Consider the following 17,824-nt stretch of genomic DNA (forward strand, 5'->3'; position numbering starts at 1 on the left):
AGCGTACAAGTTCATCGCCCCGGAGACCAGGGCGTCCTTTTCCCACGGAGACAGCTCTCGGGGTCGGCCTCGTTCATTGCCAACGAACCGTGCCCGTGGGAAGGTCGGCCCGGATGACCCATCCGTTCACACATGATCGCGGTCATTTCCTGGTCTCTGTCATCGAGGAGGACCAGCACTCCCTCCGGCTCTTGGAATTCGATATTCCGGACGGGTGGACGCGGCATTCGGAATGCGGCCGGCGAACCCGCGCGCCGCGACGGACATGGCGCCGGCACTGGCGACGGCCCGCTCCGATGGCGCCGCGAGCGCCCCCGGTCCCTCCGCCCGTCCCGCACCGGCCCCCCTTTCCCTCGCAAGGAGCTGTCCGTGGTCACCAGCGCGATCGACCTCCTCACACGCTTTGTGCGGGAGGCGGCCCGGCACCCCGAGCGCGCCGCCGTGGTCACACCGTCGGAGTCGGTGACGTTCGGCGAACTGGGCGAGCGGGCGGAGCGGACCGCCCGGGTGCTGAGCTCGGCGGGCGCGGAGCCCGGTACGACCGTCGCCCTCGATCTCCCCCGCGGTATCGGCCTGGTGACGGCGATGCTCGCGGTGTGGCGGGCCGGCGCGGCGTACGTGGCGCTGGACCCGGCCCACCCGGCGCACCGGCGGCGCCTGCTCGCCGAGGACGCCGGGGCGCGCCTGGTGCTCACCGCGGGGCCGGACGGCACGGAGTGGCCGACGGGCACGCGCCGTATCGATCCGGCAACCGGCCTCGGCCCGTCGGCCCCGGGCACACCGGCGCCGGCACGAGAGGTGCCGGGCGGGGCCGCGGCGTGCGTCGTCCACGGCCCGGGCGACGTCGGGTGTCCCAAGGGCGTGACGGTCACCCGGCGCAACACCGCCCATCTCGTCCGCGCGTTGGAGGACTGCGGCGTCTATCCCCCGGCCCCTTCACGGGTCGTGTGGGACACGAGCCTCGGCTTCGACGCCTCGGTCCACCAGTGGGTCCGGATCTGCCGCGGCGACACGCTGCTCCTCCCGGCCGGTGAACTGCGCGCCGACCCGGAGCTGTTCGCCCGGTTCCTGAGGGAGTACGGGGCCACCGACCTCGACGTCACCCCGTCCCAGTGGGAGGCGCTGCGCCCCTATGTGGTGCCCGAGGGGCCGGTCAGCGCTCCACTGCGGCTCTTCCTCGGTGGGGAGCCCGTGTCCCGGGCCCTCTGGGCGGACCTGACGCGACTCGCCGAGGAGGGACGGGTGGACGCCGTCCATCTGTACGGGCCGACGGAATGCACGTTCGTCTCCACCGCCGCACCCGTCACCGGCCCCTTGCCCCACATCGGTTCGCCGCTTCCCGCCGCACGCGCGCATGTCCTCGACGGGATGCTGCGGCCGGTGGCCGAGGGCGAGCCGGGGGACCTGTACCTCGCGGGCGAGGGTGTCGTCCTCGGGTACGGGGGCCACCCCGGACCGACCGCCGAGCGGTTCGTCGCCGACCCCCATGGTCCGGCCGGCACCCGGATGTACCGCACCGGCGACCGGGTTCGCCGGCTCCCCGGCGGACACCTGGCCCACCTCGGCCGGGCGGACGACCGGATCGAGCTGCGCGGCCACCGGACCGAGCCGGGCGGGACCGAGGACGTACTGGGCCGGCACCCCCATGTACGCCGGGCCGTGGTCACCGCCCGCGAGGACCGCTCCGGCGAGCGGCGTCTCGTCGCCCATGTGACGGCCTCGGCTCCGGCACTCGACGCGCGGGAGCTGCTGCGGTACTGCGCGGAGCGGCTGCCCGCCGCGCTCGTTCCCTCGGTCATCGTCCCGCTCGACGCCTTTCCCCTCACCCCCGGCGGGAGGATCGACCGGGTCGCCCTCCCCGCGCCCGACGCCCCGGAAGGCCCCGTGCCGCGCGACGCCCCTGACACCCCTGACACCCCGGCCCGGCCGCTGCTCGACCTCTTCGAGGAGCACGCCGGGACCGCCCCGGACGCCACCGCCCTGGTGTTCGGGGAGGACCATGTCTCGTACGCGGAGCTCGACGCCCGCGCGAACCGGCTGGCCCATGTGCTGGCCGCACGGGGCGCCGGGCCGGAGTCGGTGATCGCCTCGGCGCTCGACCGCTCGGTGGAACTGGTCGTCGCGGTCCTGGCGGTGATGAAGGCCGGGGCGGCCCACCTTCCGGTGGACCCCGGCTACCCGGAGCGGCGCATCGCCCACATCCTGGGCGACGCGGCCCCGGCACTGCTCCTCGCGGAGTCCGGCACGGTCCTCCCGGCCGGCACCGCGGTACCCCGTACCGACCTGGACGATCCGGAGACCCGCGCGGCGCTGCGGCGCGCCCCGGCGTCCGCCCCGCCGGCCGGCGCCCGGCGCGCACGGGGTGACCTGCCCGCGTACGTCATCTACACCTCCGGGTCCACGGGCCTGCCCAAGGGCGTGGTCGTCACCCGCTCCGGTCTCGCCAACCTGACCGCCCACCAGCGCGGCACCCTCGCGGTGGACGCCGACAGCCGCGTCCTGCAGTTCGCCTCGCCCAGCTTCGACGCGTTCTTCTGGGAGCTGGCGATGGCGCTCTCCGCGGGGGCCGCGCTCGTCCTGGCGCCCGCCCGCACCCTGCTGCCCGGTCCCGGGCTGCGCCGTCTTGCCGACGAGCAGCGGATCACCCACGCCACCCTGCCCCCGTCGGTGCTGCGCGTGCTGCCGTCCGACGCCCTCCCGCTCGTACGTGTCCTGATCGCCGCCGGCGAGGCCCTGGACGCGGAACAGCGGCGGCGCTGGGCTCCCGGCCGGACTCTGATCAACGCGTACGGACCGACGGAGACCACGGTCTGCGCCACCATGAGCCGGCCCCTCACGGAGAGCTCCGGCACGCCGTCGATCGGCGGGGCGATCCGGGGCACGCGCCTCCACCTGCTCGACGCCGCCCTGCGGCCGGTGCCCGCCGGAGTGGTGGGCGAGCTGTACGTCGCGGGAACGGGCCTGGCCCGCGGCTATCTCGACCGGCCGGCGATGACGGCGCAGCGCTTCGTCTCCGACCCGTACGGCCCGGCCGGGACGCGGATGTACCGCACCGGTGACCTGGCCCGCCGGAGGGCATCGGGCGAACTGGAGTTCGTCGGGCGCGCGGACGACCAGGTCAAGGTGCGCGGGCACCGGATCGAGCCGGGCGAGATCGAGGCGCGGCTCGCCGGTCACCCCCGGGTGTCCGCCGCCGCGGTGACCGTGCACGAGGACCAGGACGGCGACCGGAGGCTCGTCGCCTACGTCCGCCGCGAGCCGGCCGCGCCGGCAGGCGCCGATCGCCCGAGCGACGCGGACCGTGTGGCCGACTGGCGGCGCGTCCACGACGCCGTGCCGGCCGACGACGGACCGACGGCCTTCGGCGAGGATTTCAGCGGGTGGAACAGCCGGTACGACGGCAGAGCGCTGCCGCTGGAGCAGCTGCGCGAGTGGCGCGACGAGACCGTACGGAGCATCCGCGCCCTGCGGCCCCGGCGCATCCTCGAACTCGGCGTGGGCAACGGCCTGTTGCTGTCACGCCTCGCCCCGGGGGCGGAGGCCTACTGGGGGCTCGACCTCTCGCCCCGGGTGATCGAGCGGCTGCGGCGGCAGGTGGAGGGGCAACCGGACCTGGCCGGACGGGTCGTCCTGCACAGCCGGCCGGCCGACGACCACGAGGGCGTCCCGCGCGCGTACTTCGACGTGGTCGTCCTCAACTCCGTCCTCCAGTACTTCCCCAGCGGGCGCTATCTCGCCCGGGTGCTCGGGCTCGCCGCGGCCGCCCTGGCGCCCGGTGGCTCGGTGTTCGTCGGCGACGTCCGGCACCTGGGTCTCGCGGAACCCTTCCACGGGGCGGTCGCGGCCCGCTCGGCGGACGCCGTACCGGGCAGCGCGGAGCACCGCCGGGCCGTGGCACACGGTTTGGCCACGGAGCCGGAGCTGCTGGTTGATCCGGAGTTCTTCCGTTCGCTGACGGTCCCGGACGGGGGTGGCGGGCCGCGCTTCGCGACCTGCGACGTACGGCTGAAGCGGGGAACCCATCACAACGAACTGACCCGCTACCGCTACGACGTCGTCCTGCGCCGTGCCGGCGACGCGCGGCCCCGCACCGGTGCGGTGACGGAACTGCTCTGGGGAGCGGACGTCCGTACGCTCGACGACCTCGCCGGCATCCTGCGGGACCGCGCGCGGGACGCCGCACCCCTCCGGGTCGCCGGGGTGCCCAACGCGCGCCTCACCGAGGATCTGCGCGCGTCCGGCAGGTCGCCGGGCTCCCGCGCGCACCCGGAGGACCCGGAGGATCTGGCGCGGCTCGGCGAACGGCTGGGGTACCGCGCCGCGGTGCGCTGGTCCGCGAAGGCGGGGCCCGAACACGTCGACGCCGAGTTCTCCTCCGGGGAGCGGGACTTCCCGCCGGAGAGCGGGACCGGGCCGGTGAGCGGGACCGGGCCGGTGGTGGATCCCGAACGCCACGTCAGCGTTCCCTTCGCGGCGGCCGACGACGCGGAGCTCATCACGTCGGTCGCCGCGTGGGCGGCCGCGTACCTCCCCGGGTCCATGGTGCCGTCCGCGATCGTCGTCCTCGACGAGTTCCCGCTCACCGCGCACGGCAAGCTCGACCGGGCCGCCCTGCCCGACTCCCGCCGCGCCCGGCGCGGGGCCGGCCGCCGGCCGCGGAATCCGCGGGAGGCGGCGCTGTGCCGGATGTACGCGGAGGTCCTCGGACTCGTCACGGCGCAGCCGGCGGAACCGGCGGACGGAACGGACGCGGCAGGCACGGCGGACGCGGCGGACGCCTCGGGCGGGGCGGACACGGCGTACGCGGTGGGGATCGACGACGACTTCTTCGCGCTCGGTGGCCATTCGCTGCTCGTCACCCGGCTGGTGAGCCGCGTCCGCGCCGAGCTGGGGGTGGAGCTCCAGGTCGGCACGGTCTTCGACGCTCCCACGGTGGCCGGACTCGCGTCCCGGCTCGCGGGGGCCCGCAGGGCGAGACCGGGCCTGCGGAGAATGCCTCGCCCGGACTGACGCGGCACAGGCCGCGGCATGTCCGCCACCTCGTCGCGGCCCGCGACACCGACCGGATCACCTACGGCAAGGGTTATCGAAGGATTCGCGATGGACTTCAGCCTCTTCTACTTCGCCGACGACAGCACACCGGAGGGGGACGCCGGACGGTACGAGCTGCTGCTGGAGGGCGCCCGCTTCGCCGACCGGCACGGCTTCCGCGCGGTGTGGACGCCCGAGCGGCACTTCCACCCCTTCGGCGGGCTCTACCCGAACCCGTCCGTGGTGGGCGCCGCCCTGGCGATGGTCACGAGCACCGTCGCCATCCGCGCCGGGAGCGTCGTCGCGCCCCTCCACCATCCGCTGAGGATCGCCGAGGAGTGGTCGGTCGTGGACAACCTCTCCGGCGGCCGGGCCGGGGTGTCCCTCGCCTCCGGCTGGCACCCGGTGGACTTCGCGCTGAGCCAGGTGCCGTACGAGGACCGCAAACGCCGGCTGACCGACAGCATCGAGCAGCTCCGCGGGCTGTGGCGCGGGGAGGCCCACGAGGTCGTGGACGGCAACGGCGCCCCGGCGACCGTACGGATCTTCCCGCCGCCGGTGCAGCGGGAACTGCCGCTCTGGGTGACCAGCGCCGGCGACGCGGAAACCTTCCGTTCGGCAGCGTCGGCGCGGGCCGGCGTCCTCACCCATCTGCTGCACCAGGATGTCGACGAACTCGCCGCGAAGATCGCCGAGTACCGGCGGACGGCGCGTGCGGCGCACCCCGGCTGGGACGGACATGTCGTCCTGATGCTGCACACCTTCCTCGGGGCCGACCGGGACGAGGTGCGCGCCACCGTCGACGGGCCGCTGCGCGCCTATCTCAGGAGCTCGGTCCATCTCATCGCCCGCTCGTTCAAAGCCCTCGACCCCGACTTCGACATCGACGCGCTGGAGGACGAGGACCTCGACTTCCTCGTCGCCCAGTCCTTCGACACCTACTTCGAGCAGCGGGGGCTGTTCGGGACGGTGGAGGAGGCGACGGCGACGGTCGAGCGGCTGCGCGGCATCGGCGTGGACGAGATCGCCTGCCTGATCGACTACGGCATCGGCACCAAGACCGTGCTGGACGGGCTGCGCCATCTGAACGCCCTCCGCGAAGCATTCGCAGTGAACTGATCCGAGAGACCCGAGAGGCCGAGACCACCGTGATCCCTCTGTCGTTTTCGCAGCTGCGGTTCTGGTTCCAGGGAGAGATGGAACCCGGGGGCGAATCTCCCAACACTTCGATGGCACTCCGGCTGACGGGACGGCTGGACGCGGTGGCGCTGCGCCGCGCGCTGCGGGACGTGGTGACGCGGCACGAGAGCCTGCGCACCGTCTTCCCTCTCGTCGACGGAGTGCCCGAGCAGCGCGTCGTGGAGGCGGTGACGGTCGAGCTGCCCGTACGACAGGTCGCGGAGCAGGACGTCGAGGCGGCCGTGACCGACGCGGGCGGGCACCTCTTCGACCTGGAGCGTGAGATACCGCTGCGGGCCGTCCTGCTCGCCGTCGGCTCCCACGGCCACCATGTGCTGGCGATCACCGTGCACCACATCGCCTTCGACGGCTGGTCCGTCGCCCCGTTCCTCCGCGACCTCGCGTACGCCTACACCGCGCGCGTCGACGGCCGTCCTCCGTCCTGGGAGGAGCTTCCTTTCCAGTACGTGGACTTCACCCTGTGGCAGCGCAAGGAGCTCGGCGCGCCCGACGACCCCGACAGCCTCTTCGCCGAGCAACTGGCGCACTGGACACGCGCCCTCGCCGACGCGCCCGCCGAACTCCCCCTCCCCACCGCCCGGCCGCGCCCCGCCACCGCCACCCACCGGGCCGGGGCAGTCCCCTTCCACCTGCCGCCCGACAGCTTCCGGCATCTCTCCCGGCTCGCCCTCCGGCACGGCGCCAGCACCTTCATGGTCCTCCACGCGGCGCTCGCGGGGCTCCTGCGCAGGCTCGGCGCCGGCACCGACATCCTGGTCGGCAGCCCGGTCGCCGGCCGCACCGACGTCGGCCTCGACAGCCTCGTCGGCTGCTTCGTCAACACCGTCGTCATCCGGACCGACACCTCCGGCGACCCCGACTTCCACGACCTGCTCCAGCAGACCCGGACGAGCGTCATGGCCGCGCTCGACCACCAGGACGTGCCCTTCGAGCAGGTCGTGGAGGCCGTCAACCCGGTGCGGTCGGCCGCCCGGCACCCGCTCTTCCACGTCATGCTCAGTGTGCAGAACAACGCGGGCGCCGCCGTGGACCTCCCCCACCTCGACACCCGCCTGCTGGACTGCGACAACCACCGGAGGGTCGCCTTCGACCTGCTCCTCGACATCACGGAGACCGACGGGGCGCTCGACGGCACCCTGGTCTACGCCCTCGACCTCTTCGACCACGACACCGCCGAGCGCCTTGTCCGCCGCTTCACCTCCTTCCTGGCCCAGGCGGTCGCCGCGCCGGAGCGGCGCATCGGCCGTCTGGAGCTGCTCACCCCTGCCGAGCGCCGCACCGTGCTGGAGACATGGAACGGCCGGGACACGGCGCTCCCGGCCGACTCCGTGCCGGAGCTCCTGCGGCGGCGCGCGGCCGCCTCGCCCGAGGACACCGCAGTGATCTGCGGCGCGTCCCGGCTCACCTACGCGGAACTCGACGCTCGGGCCGAGGGCCTCGCCCGCCGTCTGCGGCGACTGGGCGCGGGTCCGGAACGGCTGGTCGCCGTGGCCGTGAACCGCTCGGCCGACCTGGTCGTCGCCCTGCTCGCCGTGCTGAGGACGGGGGCCGCCTACCTTCCCCTGGACCCGCGCAACCCGGATGAGCGGCAGCGCACGGTCCTGGAGGAGGCGCGGCCCTGTCTGCTCCTGGCGGACGCGTCCACGAAGGAGCGGGCCGAGGGCCTCGCGGGCGCTCCGCTCGGCCTGCCGCTGGTCCTGGTCGACGGCGACGGTCCGGCCGGCCCCGACCCCGATCCGGATGCGGGCGGGTGGCCGGACATCACCGGCGACCGGGCCGCGTACGCGATGTACACGTCCGGCTCCACCGGCCGCCCCAAGGGCGTCCTGGTGACCCACCGGAACATCGTCGCTCTCGCCGCCGATCCCTGCTGGGCGGCGGACGGTGGCCACACGCGGGTGCTCGCCCACTCGCCGCACTCCTTCGACGCCTCGACGTACGAGGTGTGGGTACCGCTGCTCGGCGGCGGCACGGTCGTGATGGTGCCGGCCGGCGACTCCTCGCAGCAGGCACTGGAGCGGGCCGTGGCCGAGGGGGGCGCGACGAGCGCGTTCCTCACCACCGCGCTCTTCAACCTGCTGGTCGCGGAGGGAAGTCCGGTGCTCGGCCGGCTCGGACACGTCTGGACGGGCGGGGAGCAGCCGTCGGCCGGGGCCGTGCGGCGGATGCTGACGGACTTCCCCGGCACCGCGCTGACCCATGTCTACGGGCCGACCGAGAACACGACGTTCACCACCTCCGGGCGCCTGGACCCGGCCCGGGACGCGGACGGCGGCAAGCCGCCGATCGGCCGGCCCCTGGCGAACACACGCGTGTACGTGCTGGACGAGTGGCTGCGGCCCGTGCCCGTGGGGGTGCCGGGCGAGCTGTACGTCGCGGGGGCCGGGCTGGCCCGCGGCTACCTCGGCCGCCCGGGACTCACCGCGGGGCGCTTCGTCGCCGACCCGTACGGCGCGACCGGCACCCGCATGTACCGCACCGGTGACGTCGTCCGCTGGACCGCCGGCGGCGAGCTCGACTTCCTCACCCGCGTCGACGACCAGGTCAAGATACGCGGCTTCCGCATCGAACCCCGCGAGATCGAGGCGGCTCTGGAGCGCCATCCGGCCGTCGGCCGCGCCGCCGTCCTCGTACGGGAGGACCGGCCCGGGGAGCGCGGCCTCGTCGCCTACGTCGTCCCCGCCGCGGACATCGACGGCGAGACCGCACCGGACATCGCCGAGCACGCCCGGCGGACCCTGCCCGACTACATGGTCCCCCTCGTCGTCGTGCTCCCCGGCGGGCTTCCCCTCACGCCCAACGGCAAGCTCGACCGGGCGGCGCTGCCCGCCCCCGGGGAGGGCTGCGGCTCCCGCCCGCCGCGCACGCCGGCCGAGCGGCTCGTGTGCGCGCTGTTCGCCGAGATCCTCGCCGTGCCGGCGGTCGGTGCGGACGACAACTTCTTCGTGCTCGGCGGCCATTCCCTGCTTGCCGTCCGGCTGGTGAACCGGCTGCGCGAGGTGCTGGACGACGGGATCGGGATGCGTACGGTCTTCGAGTCGCCGACGCCCGCCGGACTCGCCGGGAGGTTCGGGGACACGGGTGCCGGCCGCGGCCCGCTGCGGCCCCGGCCACGCGGGGACGTACTGCCGGCGTCGTTCTCCCAGCTGCGTTTCTGGCTGCAGGGCGAACTGGCGGAGGGAGCCGCCTCGCACACCGTCACGACCGCCCTGCGGCTGTCGGGTCCGCTGGATTCCGGGGCGCTGACGGCGGCGCTCGGGGACGTGGTGACCCGGCACGAGAGCCTGCGCACGGTCTTCCCGGTCGCCGACGGGGTGCCCCGTCAAACGGTGCTGAGTACTGTGGAGTTCGGCCTCCCGGTGCGGGAGGTGCCGGAGCGGGACGTCGAGGCGGCGGTGGTCGCGGCGTCGGAGCACGACTTCGACCTGGCACGGGAGATACCGGTGCGGGCGGAACTCTTCGTCTGCGCCCCCGAGGAGCACGTTCTCGCGGTCACGGTCCACCACATCGCCTTCGACGGCTGGTCCGCCGCGCCCTTTCTCCACGACCTCTCCGCGGCCTATGCCGCCCGGCTGCGGGGGCGGACCCCCGCGTTCCCGGAACTGCCCGTGCAATACGCCGACTTCACACTGTGGCAGCGTGAAGGACTCGGGGAACCCGACGACCCCGCAAGCCCCGTCGCCCGGCAGCTCGCCCACTGGAGCGGCACACTGGCCGGCGCTCCCGAGGAGATCCCGCTGCCCGCCGACCGGCCGCGTCCCGCCGCCGCCACCCACCGCGCCGGCGCGGTGCCGTTCCGGCTCGCCCCGGAGGACCACGCGAAGGTCACCGCCCTGGCGCGGAAGCACGGCGCGAGCGTGTTCATGGTGCTGCACGCCGCCCTGGCGGGCCTGCTGCGGCAACTCGGCGCCGGGACGGACATCCTCGTCGGCAGCCCGGTCGCCGGACGCACCGACAGCGCTCTCGACGACCTGGTCGGCTGCTTCGTGAACACCGTGGTGGTACGGACCGACGTCTCCGGGGATCCGGACTTCGGCGGCCTGCTCGACCGCGTCCGCACCGGAGTCCTCGCCGCACTGGAGAACCAGGACGTGCCCTTCGAGCAGGTCGTGGACGCCGTCGACCCGGTACGGTCGGCGGCCCGGCACCCGCTCTTCCAGGTCATGCTGAGTCTGCAGAACAACGCGGCCGGCGCCGTGGAACTGCCGGGCCTCCACGTCGGCATGCTCGACCACGGCCGGTACCGGACCGTTCCCTTCGACCTGCTCTTCGATCTCACCGAGTCCGGCGGGGGCCTGGACGGCACCCTCGTCTACGCCCGCGACCTCTTCGACCACGCCACCGCCGAACGGCTCGCCGGGTGCTTCGCCACTCTCCTCGCCGACGCGGCGGCGCGCCCCACCCGGCCGGTGCGGCAGCTGGACGTCCTGTCCCCCGCCCAGCGTCACACCCTCCTCGCGGAGTGGAGCGGTCCGGCGGCCGGTTCGCAGCCGCCGGCCGGTTCGGTGCCGCGGCGGTTCCGGGACCAGGCCGCCAGGACACCCGACGCGGTGGCGGTGCTCCAGGGGGCCCGCCGGATCACGTACGGGGAGCTCGACGCGCGGGTGGACCGGCTGGCCGGGCATCTGCGGAAGCTCGGCGCCGGCCCCGAGCGGCTGATCGCCGTGGCCATGAACCGTACTCCCGGCCTCCTGGTCGCACTCCTCGCCGTGCACCGGACCGGTGCCGCGTACCTCCCGGTCGATCCGCACCACCCCAGGGACCGGGTGGCCAGGGTGCTGTCCGAGGCCGCGCCGCTCCTGGTGCTCTCGGACCGCGCCACCCGCGACACGCTCGGCACCGACGACTGGCTCGCCCTGGACGACCCCCGGCCCTTCGCCGCACCCACCGCCGGGGCCGGTACCGAAGGCCCCGCCCCGCACGGGGCGATCCCGGCCGACGGCACGGCGTACGTCCTCTACACTTCCGGTTCGACGGGCCGGCCGAAGGGGGTCGTGGTCAGCCACCGCAATGTGGCCCATCTGCTGACCGCCATGCGGGACCGGCTGCCGCTGGGCCCCACCGACCGTCTGCTCGCCGTGACGACGGTCGCCTTCGACATCGCCCACCTGGAACTCCTCCTGCCGCTGCTCGACGGCGCCGCCGTCGTCCTCGCCTCTCCCGACGAGGTGCGCGAGCCGCACGCCCTCGGCCGGCTGATCGGACGGCACGGAGTCACCGCCGTCCAGGCGACGCCCTCCCTGTGGTCCGGCCTCGTGGCCGAGGTCCCCGACGCGGTCCGGGGGCTGCGCGTCCTCGTCGGCGGCGAGGCGCTGCCGCCCGCCCTGGCCGGCGGCCTCACCGCCCTGGCCGCGGAGGTCACCAACGTGTACGGGCCCACCGAGACGACCATCTGGTCCCTCGCGGCCCCGATCGGCCCGCACAACGCGGAACGCCCGCCGCTCGGCTCCCCGCTGGGCGACACCCGGGTCTACGTCATGAACGAGGGACTCCGGCCGGTGCCCGTGGGCGTACCGGGCGAGCTGTACATCGGGGGTGCGGGCGTGGCCCGGGGCTATCTCGGCCGCCCGGGGCCGACCGCCGAGCGGTTCGTCGCCGATCCGTACGGTCCGCCCGGCGCCCGCCTGTACCGCACCGGCGACCTGGTCCGGTGGACCTCGGACGGGGAACTCGACTTCCTCGGGCGCACCGATGACCAGGTGAAGCTGCGCGGCTTCCGTATCGAACCCCGCGAGATCGAGGCGGTCCTGGACCGGCACCACCAGGTCACCCGCAGCGCCGTCGTGGTGCGCGAGGACCGGCCGGGCGAGCGTCGGCTCGTCGCCTACGTGGTACCCGCCCGGGACGCCGGTACCGCGGACGGCCTCGTCGCCGGACTCGCCGAGCGGGCGCGGCAGGAGCTGCCGCCGTACATGGTCCCCGCCGTCGTCGTGCTGCCCGACGGGCTGCCGCTCACACCCAATGGAAAGCTCGACCGGTCCGCGCTGCCCGCCCCGCACGGATCCGCCTCCCCCGCCCGGGAGACCCGGGAGCCGAACACCCCCGCCGAGAGGATCCTCCGCGAACTGTTCGCCGCCGTCCTCGGACGGCCCGGCGTCGGCGTCGAGGACGATTTCTTCGAGCTCGGCGGCGACAGCATCGTGTCGATCCGGCTGGTGTCCCGGGCCCGCTCACGAGGTCTGGCCATCTCCACCCGGGACGTCTTCCGGTACCGGACCGTGGCCGGACTGGCCGTCCACGCGAAGGTACGGACGCCCAGGGCGGGCACGGCGACCGGATCCGCCCCGGCGTCACCGGCCGGCGAGGTGCCGCTCACTCCGATCCTCCACTGGCAGCGCGAACGGGGCGGCCCCGTCGACGGCTTCCACCAGTCCGTGCTCGTACGGACCCCGGCGGACCTGTCCCTGCCGCGGCTGCGGGCGCTGATCCAGTCGCTGCTCGACCGGCACGACGCGTTGCGGATGCGGCTGACGCGCGCCCCCGCGTGGCGCCTCGAGGTCCTGCCGCGCGGTGCGGCCGACGCGGCCGGGCGCGTCGTACGGATCGACGCGGCCGGCCTCGCCGCCGGGACGCTTGCGGACCTGGTCCGCACCGAGGCGGACGCGGCCCGGCGGCGTCTGGCGCCCGGGGACGGGAACATGCTCCAGGCCGTGTGGTTCGACGCGGGTCCCGGCCGGCCGGGCAGGCTGCTCCTGATGATCAACCACCTCGTCGTGGACGGCGTTTCGTGGCGGATCCTCCTGGAGGACCTGGGCACGGCGGACGCCCCGCGGACGACGGGGCCGGGCCTCGCGCCCGTGTCGTTCGCCGACTGGGGGCGCCTGCTGGAGCGCGAATCGCGCGGGCGGGCGTCCGAACTCCCCTTCTGGCTGGGGCTCGTCGAGGGAACGGACGATCTCGTCGACGGTGCGGACCTCGTGGCAGACCGTGATGTCGAGGGCTCGAAGCACACCGTCACCCGTGTCCTTCCCGCCGACCGGACGGAGCCGCTCCTGACCCGCGTGCCCGCCCGGCTCGGCGTCGGCGTGAACGCCGTGCTGCTCGGCGCGCTGAGCACGGCCGCGGGGCACTGGCGTACGGCGCTCGGCCCCGGCGGCGCTTCCGGCGGCGCGGGGGCCGACGGCGGCGCGCCGTTCCTCGTGGACGTGGAGGGACACGGACGCGAGGAGATCGCCGCCGGCCTCGACCTGTCGTCGACCGTGGGCTGGTTCACCAGCATGTTCCCGGTACGGCTCCCGGGGCGGCCCGACGATCCGGAAGCCGCCGTACGGGCCGTGGACGGCCGGCTCGGGAGCATTCCGGACAAGGGGCTCGGCTACGGTCTGCTGCGCCATCTCGATCCGGAGACCGCGCCCGTGCTCGGGGCTCTGCCGCGGGCGCAGATACTGTTCAACTACCTGGGCCGGTTCGACCGGCACGGCGAGTCGGACTGGGGCCTGGCGCCGGAAGCCGGCGCGGTCGCCGGAGGCGGCGACCCCGGGCTGCCCCTGACACACCTCCTGGAAGTGTCCGCGATCGTCCACGACCGCGGCGAGGGGCCGGAACTGCACATCACCTGGGCGTATCCGAAGGCCGTGCTGGAGCGGCCCCGGGTGGAGGCCCTGGCCGACGCCTGGTCCGAGGCCCTGAACACCCTGACCGCACGCACCGGCGAACCGGGAGAGACGGCGTGACCACACCAGATCGCACCCACGGGCGGACGTCGAGGCCGGCGCCGCTCCAGCAAGGGCTGTTCTTCCACACGGCGTTCGACACCGACGGCCAGGACATCTACACCACCCAGCTGGCACTGGACTTCGAAGGTCCGGTCGATCCCGTGCTGCTGCGAGAGGTCTGCCAGGTGCTCCAGGACCGGCACGACAGCCTGCGGTCGGGGTTCCGTACGGACGCGTCGGGCGCGCCGGTACGGTTCGTACCGCCCCGGGTCCAGCTGGCCTGGCGGACGGCCGACCTCACCGCGACGGCGCCCGAGGACCGGGAGGCCGAGGCGGCGCGGCTGGTCGAGGAGGAGCGGCGGCGGCGCTTCGACACCGCCCGGCCGCCGCTGGTCCGCTTCCTGCTGATCCGTCTGGACGACGCCCGGTGGCGCTTCGCGCTGACGAACCATCACATCATTCTGGACGGCTGGTCCACCTCGGTCCTCCTCGACGAGCTGTTCCAGCTGTACGGCGCCGGAGCCGGCGGCACGGCGCACCGGCTGCCGGCCGCCCCCTCGTACACCTCCTATCTGGACTGGCTCGGCGAGGTGGACCCCCAGTGGTCCCGGGACGCCTGGGCGGAGGCGCTTTCCGGGATCGAGGGGCCGACGCTGGTGGCACCGCGGGCGCAGGGCACGGTGGTGCCCGAACGGGTGGTGCGCACACTCTCCGCCGCGCGTACCGCCGCGCTGACGGACCGGGCGCGGCAGTCGGGGGTCACTCTCGGCACGGTGATGCAGGTGGCCTGGGGGCTGGTGCTGCGGCAGCTGACCGGGCAGGGCGACGTGCTGTTCGGGATGACGGTGTCGGGGCGGGCCGCCGAGGTCGACGGCGTCGAGACGATGGTCGGGCTGCTCATCAACACCGTTCCGGCCCGGGTGCGGATCGATCCGCGGGACACACTGCTCGAACTCCTCGAACGGGTCCAGGACGAGCAGCTCGACCTGTTCGAGCACCACCACGTCGGGCTGACGGAGATCCAGCAGCAGGCGGGCTTCGGGTCCCTGTTCGACACCACGACCGTCTTCGACAACTATCCGATGGGCTCGGGCGAGCGCCGTCTCGGCGAGGCGCTTCTCGTCGGCGTCACGGGGTTCGACGCCACCCACTATCCGCTCTCCCTGATCTGTACGCCGGCCGAGGAGCTGGGCATACGGATCGACTTCCGGCCCGATCTGCTCGGACGCGGGACGGTCGAGGGGATCGCCGAGCGGCTCGAACGGATCCTGGAGGCGATCGCCGGGGATCCGCACCGCTCGGCCGGCGGCCTGCCCGGCCTTTCGGCCGACGAGCGCCGGCGGGTGCTGGAGGAATGGAACGCCACCGCCCGTCCGGTGGCACCGGCCACGCTGCCCGCCCTGATCGAGGCGCGAGCCGCGCGGATCCCGCGCGGGACCGCCCTCTCGTACCAGGGACGGGCCCTCGGCTACGACGAGCTCAACCGCCGGGCGAATCGTCTGGCGCGCGTACTGCTCGCCGAAGGCGCGGGACCGGAGACCCGGGTGGCCCTGGCGCTGCCGAGGGCCCCGGACATGGTCGTCGCCCTGCTCGCCGTGCTCAAGGCCGGGGCCGCCTATGTGCCGGTCGACGTGCGCTACCCGGCCGACCGGGTGGCGCGGATGCTCGGCGACGCGCGGCCCCTGCTCGCGGTCGTCACCGGGGCGACCAGGGGTGTGCTGCCGGAGGGGACGACCGCGCTCGTCCTGGACGACCCCTCCGTGGCACGGCGCGTCGAGCAGCAGGAGGAGGCGGACGTCGTGGACGCGGAGCGGCCGGGACCGCTCCTCCCCCGGCACCCCGCCTACGTCATCTACACCTCGGGCACCACCGGCGTCCCCAAGGGGGTGGTCGTCGAGCACGCGAACGCCGTCAACTTCGTGGCGACCGTCGAGGACCATTTCGGCACCGACGGCATGGCGCGGGTCCTGGCGTCCACCTCGCTGAGCTTCGACGTGTCGGTCTTCGAGATCGTCACGACCCTGGCGCTCGGCGGCCGTCTGGAGCTGGTCGACGACCTGTTCGCGCTGCTCGAACGGGACGGCTGGGAGGGGAGCCTGGTCAGCGGCGTTCCCTCGGCCATGGCGAGCATGCTGGCCGGCGACGCCTTCGAGGTGTCGGCACGGCACGTGGTGCTCGGCGGGGAGGCGGTGCCGCACGCCCTGCTGCGCGAGCTGCGGGAGCGGGTGCCCGGCTGCGCGGTCACCAACATCTACGGCCCCACCGAGGCGACCACCTACTCGACGTGGTGGCGCAGCGGCGACCAGGACGCCGACGGCGATCCGCCGATCGGCCGGCCTGTGCCCAACTCCCGGATGTACGTGCTGGATCCCTGGCTCCAGCCGGTCGCGGTGGGGCAGCCGGGAGAGCTGTACATCGCCGGCGCGGGTGTCACCCGCGGCTATCTGAACCGGCCGGCGCTGTCCTCGGAGCGCTTCGTGGCCTGTCCGTTCGGCACGCCCGGCGGCCGGATGTACCGCACGGGCGACCGGGTGCGGTGGCGGGCCGACGGGCAGCTGGAGTATCTGGGCCGGCTCGACGGCCAGGTGAAGATCCGCGGCTTCCGGATCGAACTCGGCGACGTGGAGGCCGCCCTGCTGCGGCACGAGAGTGTGACGCAGGCCGTCGCGGTCGTACGGGAGGACCGGGCGGGTGACCGCAGGCTGGTCGCGTACGCCCTGGCGGCCGAGCCCGGGACGCCGCTCGACGGCGCGGAGCTGCGGCGTTTCACCCGTGACACGCTGCCGGACCACATGGTGCCGTCGGCGGTGGTGCAGCTGGAGCGGTTCCCGCTGATGCCGAACGGCAAGCTGGACCGGTCGGCGCTGCCGGCCCCCGCCTACGGCGCCACCGTCCACCGGGGGCCGGCCCACGCGCGCGAAGAGCCGCTGTGCGCGCTGTTCGCCGAGGTGCTCGGGGTGGAGCGGGTCGGACCCGACGACGGCTTCTTCGATCTGGGCGGGCACTCCCTGCTGGCGACCCGGCTGGTGAGCCGGGTGCGTGCGGTCCTGGGCACCGGGCTGTCCGTCCGTGTCCTGTTCGAGGCGCCGACCCCGGCCGCCCTCGCACGCCGGCTCGACGGCGAGAAAGAGGGCTCCGGCCTGGACGTTCTGTTGCCGCTGCGGACCGGCGGGCGCCAAAGGCCCTTGTTCGCGGTGCACGCGGCGAGCGGCCTGGCCTGGCCGTACGCCCGGCTGCTGCCGCACCTGGATCCCGACGTGCCGCTGTACGGGCTGCAGGCGCCGAGTCTCGCCGACCCGGAGGGCGGTGCGCGCAAGCCGGAGGAACTGGTGCGGGAGTACGCGCGGCGGATCCGGGAGGCGCAGCCGGAGGGGCCGTACCGGCTGCTCGGCTGGTCGGTCGGCGGCACCCTCGCCCACGGGGTGGCCGCGGAACTGGTGGAAACGGGGCACACCGTGGAGTTCGTGGCCCTGCTCGACTCGTACCCGGTGCCCGGGAAGGGGCTGCCCGACTGGCAGGAGACGCACCGGCACGTGGCCCGGTCGGCCGGGTTCGCCGCGGACGGGACGCCGTCGGAGCAGATCGCGCTGCTCGGGGAGCGAGCGGTGGAAGGCGCGCGGCTCGCGGTGCGCTCGGCGGTGGACGCGCTGCGGACCGCTCCGGCGCGGACGCGCGGTGTGGACGTGCTCCACTTCCGGGCCGCGTCGGACGGCGCGGACGTTGCCCCGGACGCCTGGCGGGCGTACTGCGGCGGGCGGCTCTCGGCCTTCGATGTCGCGTGCGGCCACTACGAGATGCTGGATCCCGCCCCGCTCGCCTCGATCGGCGCGGTGCTGTCGGACAGGGTCGCGGAAGGAACGGCGGGGCGATGAGCGGGCGCGACGGAACGGAACCCGGTGGCGGGCGGCGCACCGGGCCCCGTCGGGCCACGACGAAGC

General features: G+C 74.5%; 4 protein-coding genes and 1 pseudogene. All 5 read left to right on the forward strand.

Annotation, left to right across the window (positions count from 1 at the left end):
• Window positions 1–113 precede the first annotated feature (113 nt).
• Window positions 114–236 (forward strand): annotated as a pseudogene (locus tag OHA98_RS42955) (MbtH family NRPS accessory protein); the annotation flags it as partial.
• A 133-nt stretch (window positions 237–369) separates the two neighbouring features.
• Window positions 370–5,010, forward strand: coding sequence for an amino acid adenylation domain-containing protein (locus tag OHA98_RS21460; RefSeq protein ID WP_266928299.1), 4,641 nt, complete (start codon window positions 370–372; stop codon window positions 5,008–5,010).
• A 90-nt stretch (window positions 5,011–5,100) separates the two neighbouring features.
• Window positions 5,101–6,150, forward strand: coding sequence for a MupA/Atu3671 family FMN-dependent luciferase-like monooxygenase (locus OHA98_RS21465; RefSeq protein ID WP_266928301.1), 1,050 nt, complete (start codon window positions 5,101–5,103; stop codon window positions 6,148–6,150).
• Window positions 6,151–6,179: 29 nt separating this feature from the next.
• A complete protein-coding gene (locus OHA98_RS21470) occupies window positions 6,180–13,904 on the forward strand; it encodes a non-ribosomal peptide synthetase (RefSeq protein WP_266928302.1) in 7,725 nt (2,574 codons plus the stop codon).
• Window positions 13,901–17,758: an amino acid adenylation domain-containing protein gene (locus OHA98_RS21475; protein ID WP_266928304.1), complete on the forward strand. Its 3,858-nt coding sequence runs from the start codon at window positions 13,901–13,903 to the stop codon at window positions 17,756–17,758. The genes OHA98_RS21470 and OHA98_RS21475 overlap by 4 nt, the downstream gene beginning before the upstream one ends.
• Window positions 17,759–17,824: the final 66 nt, after the last annotated feature.

Origin of the sequence: Streptomyces sp. NBC_00654, from assembly GCF_026341775.1 — a bacterium.
Lineage (GTDB): Bacteria > Actinomycetota > Actinomycetes > Streptomycetales > Streptomycetaceae > Streptomyces.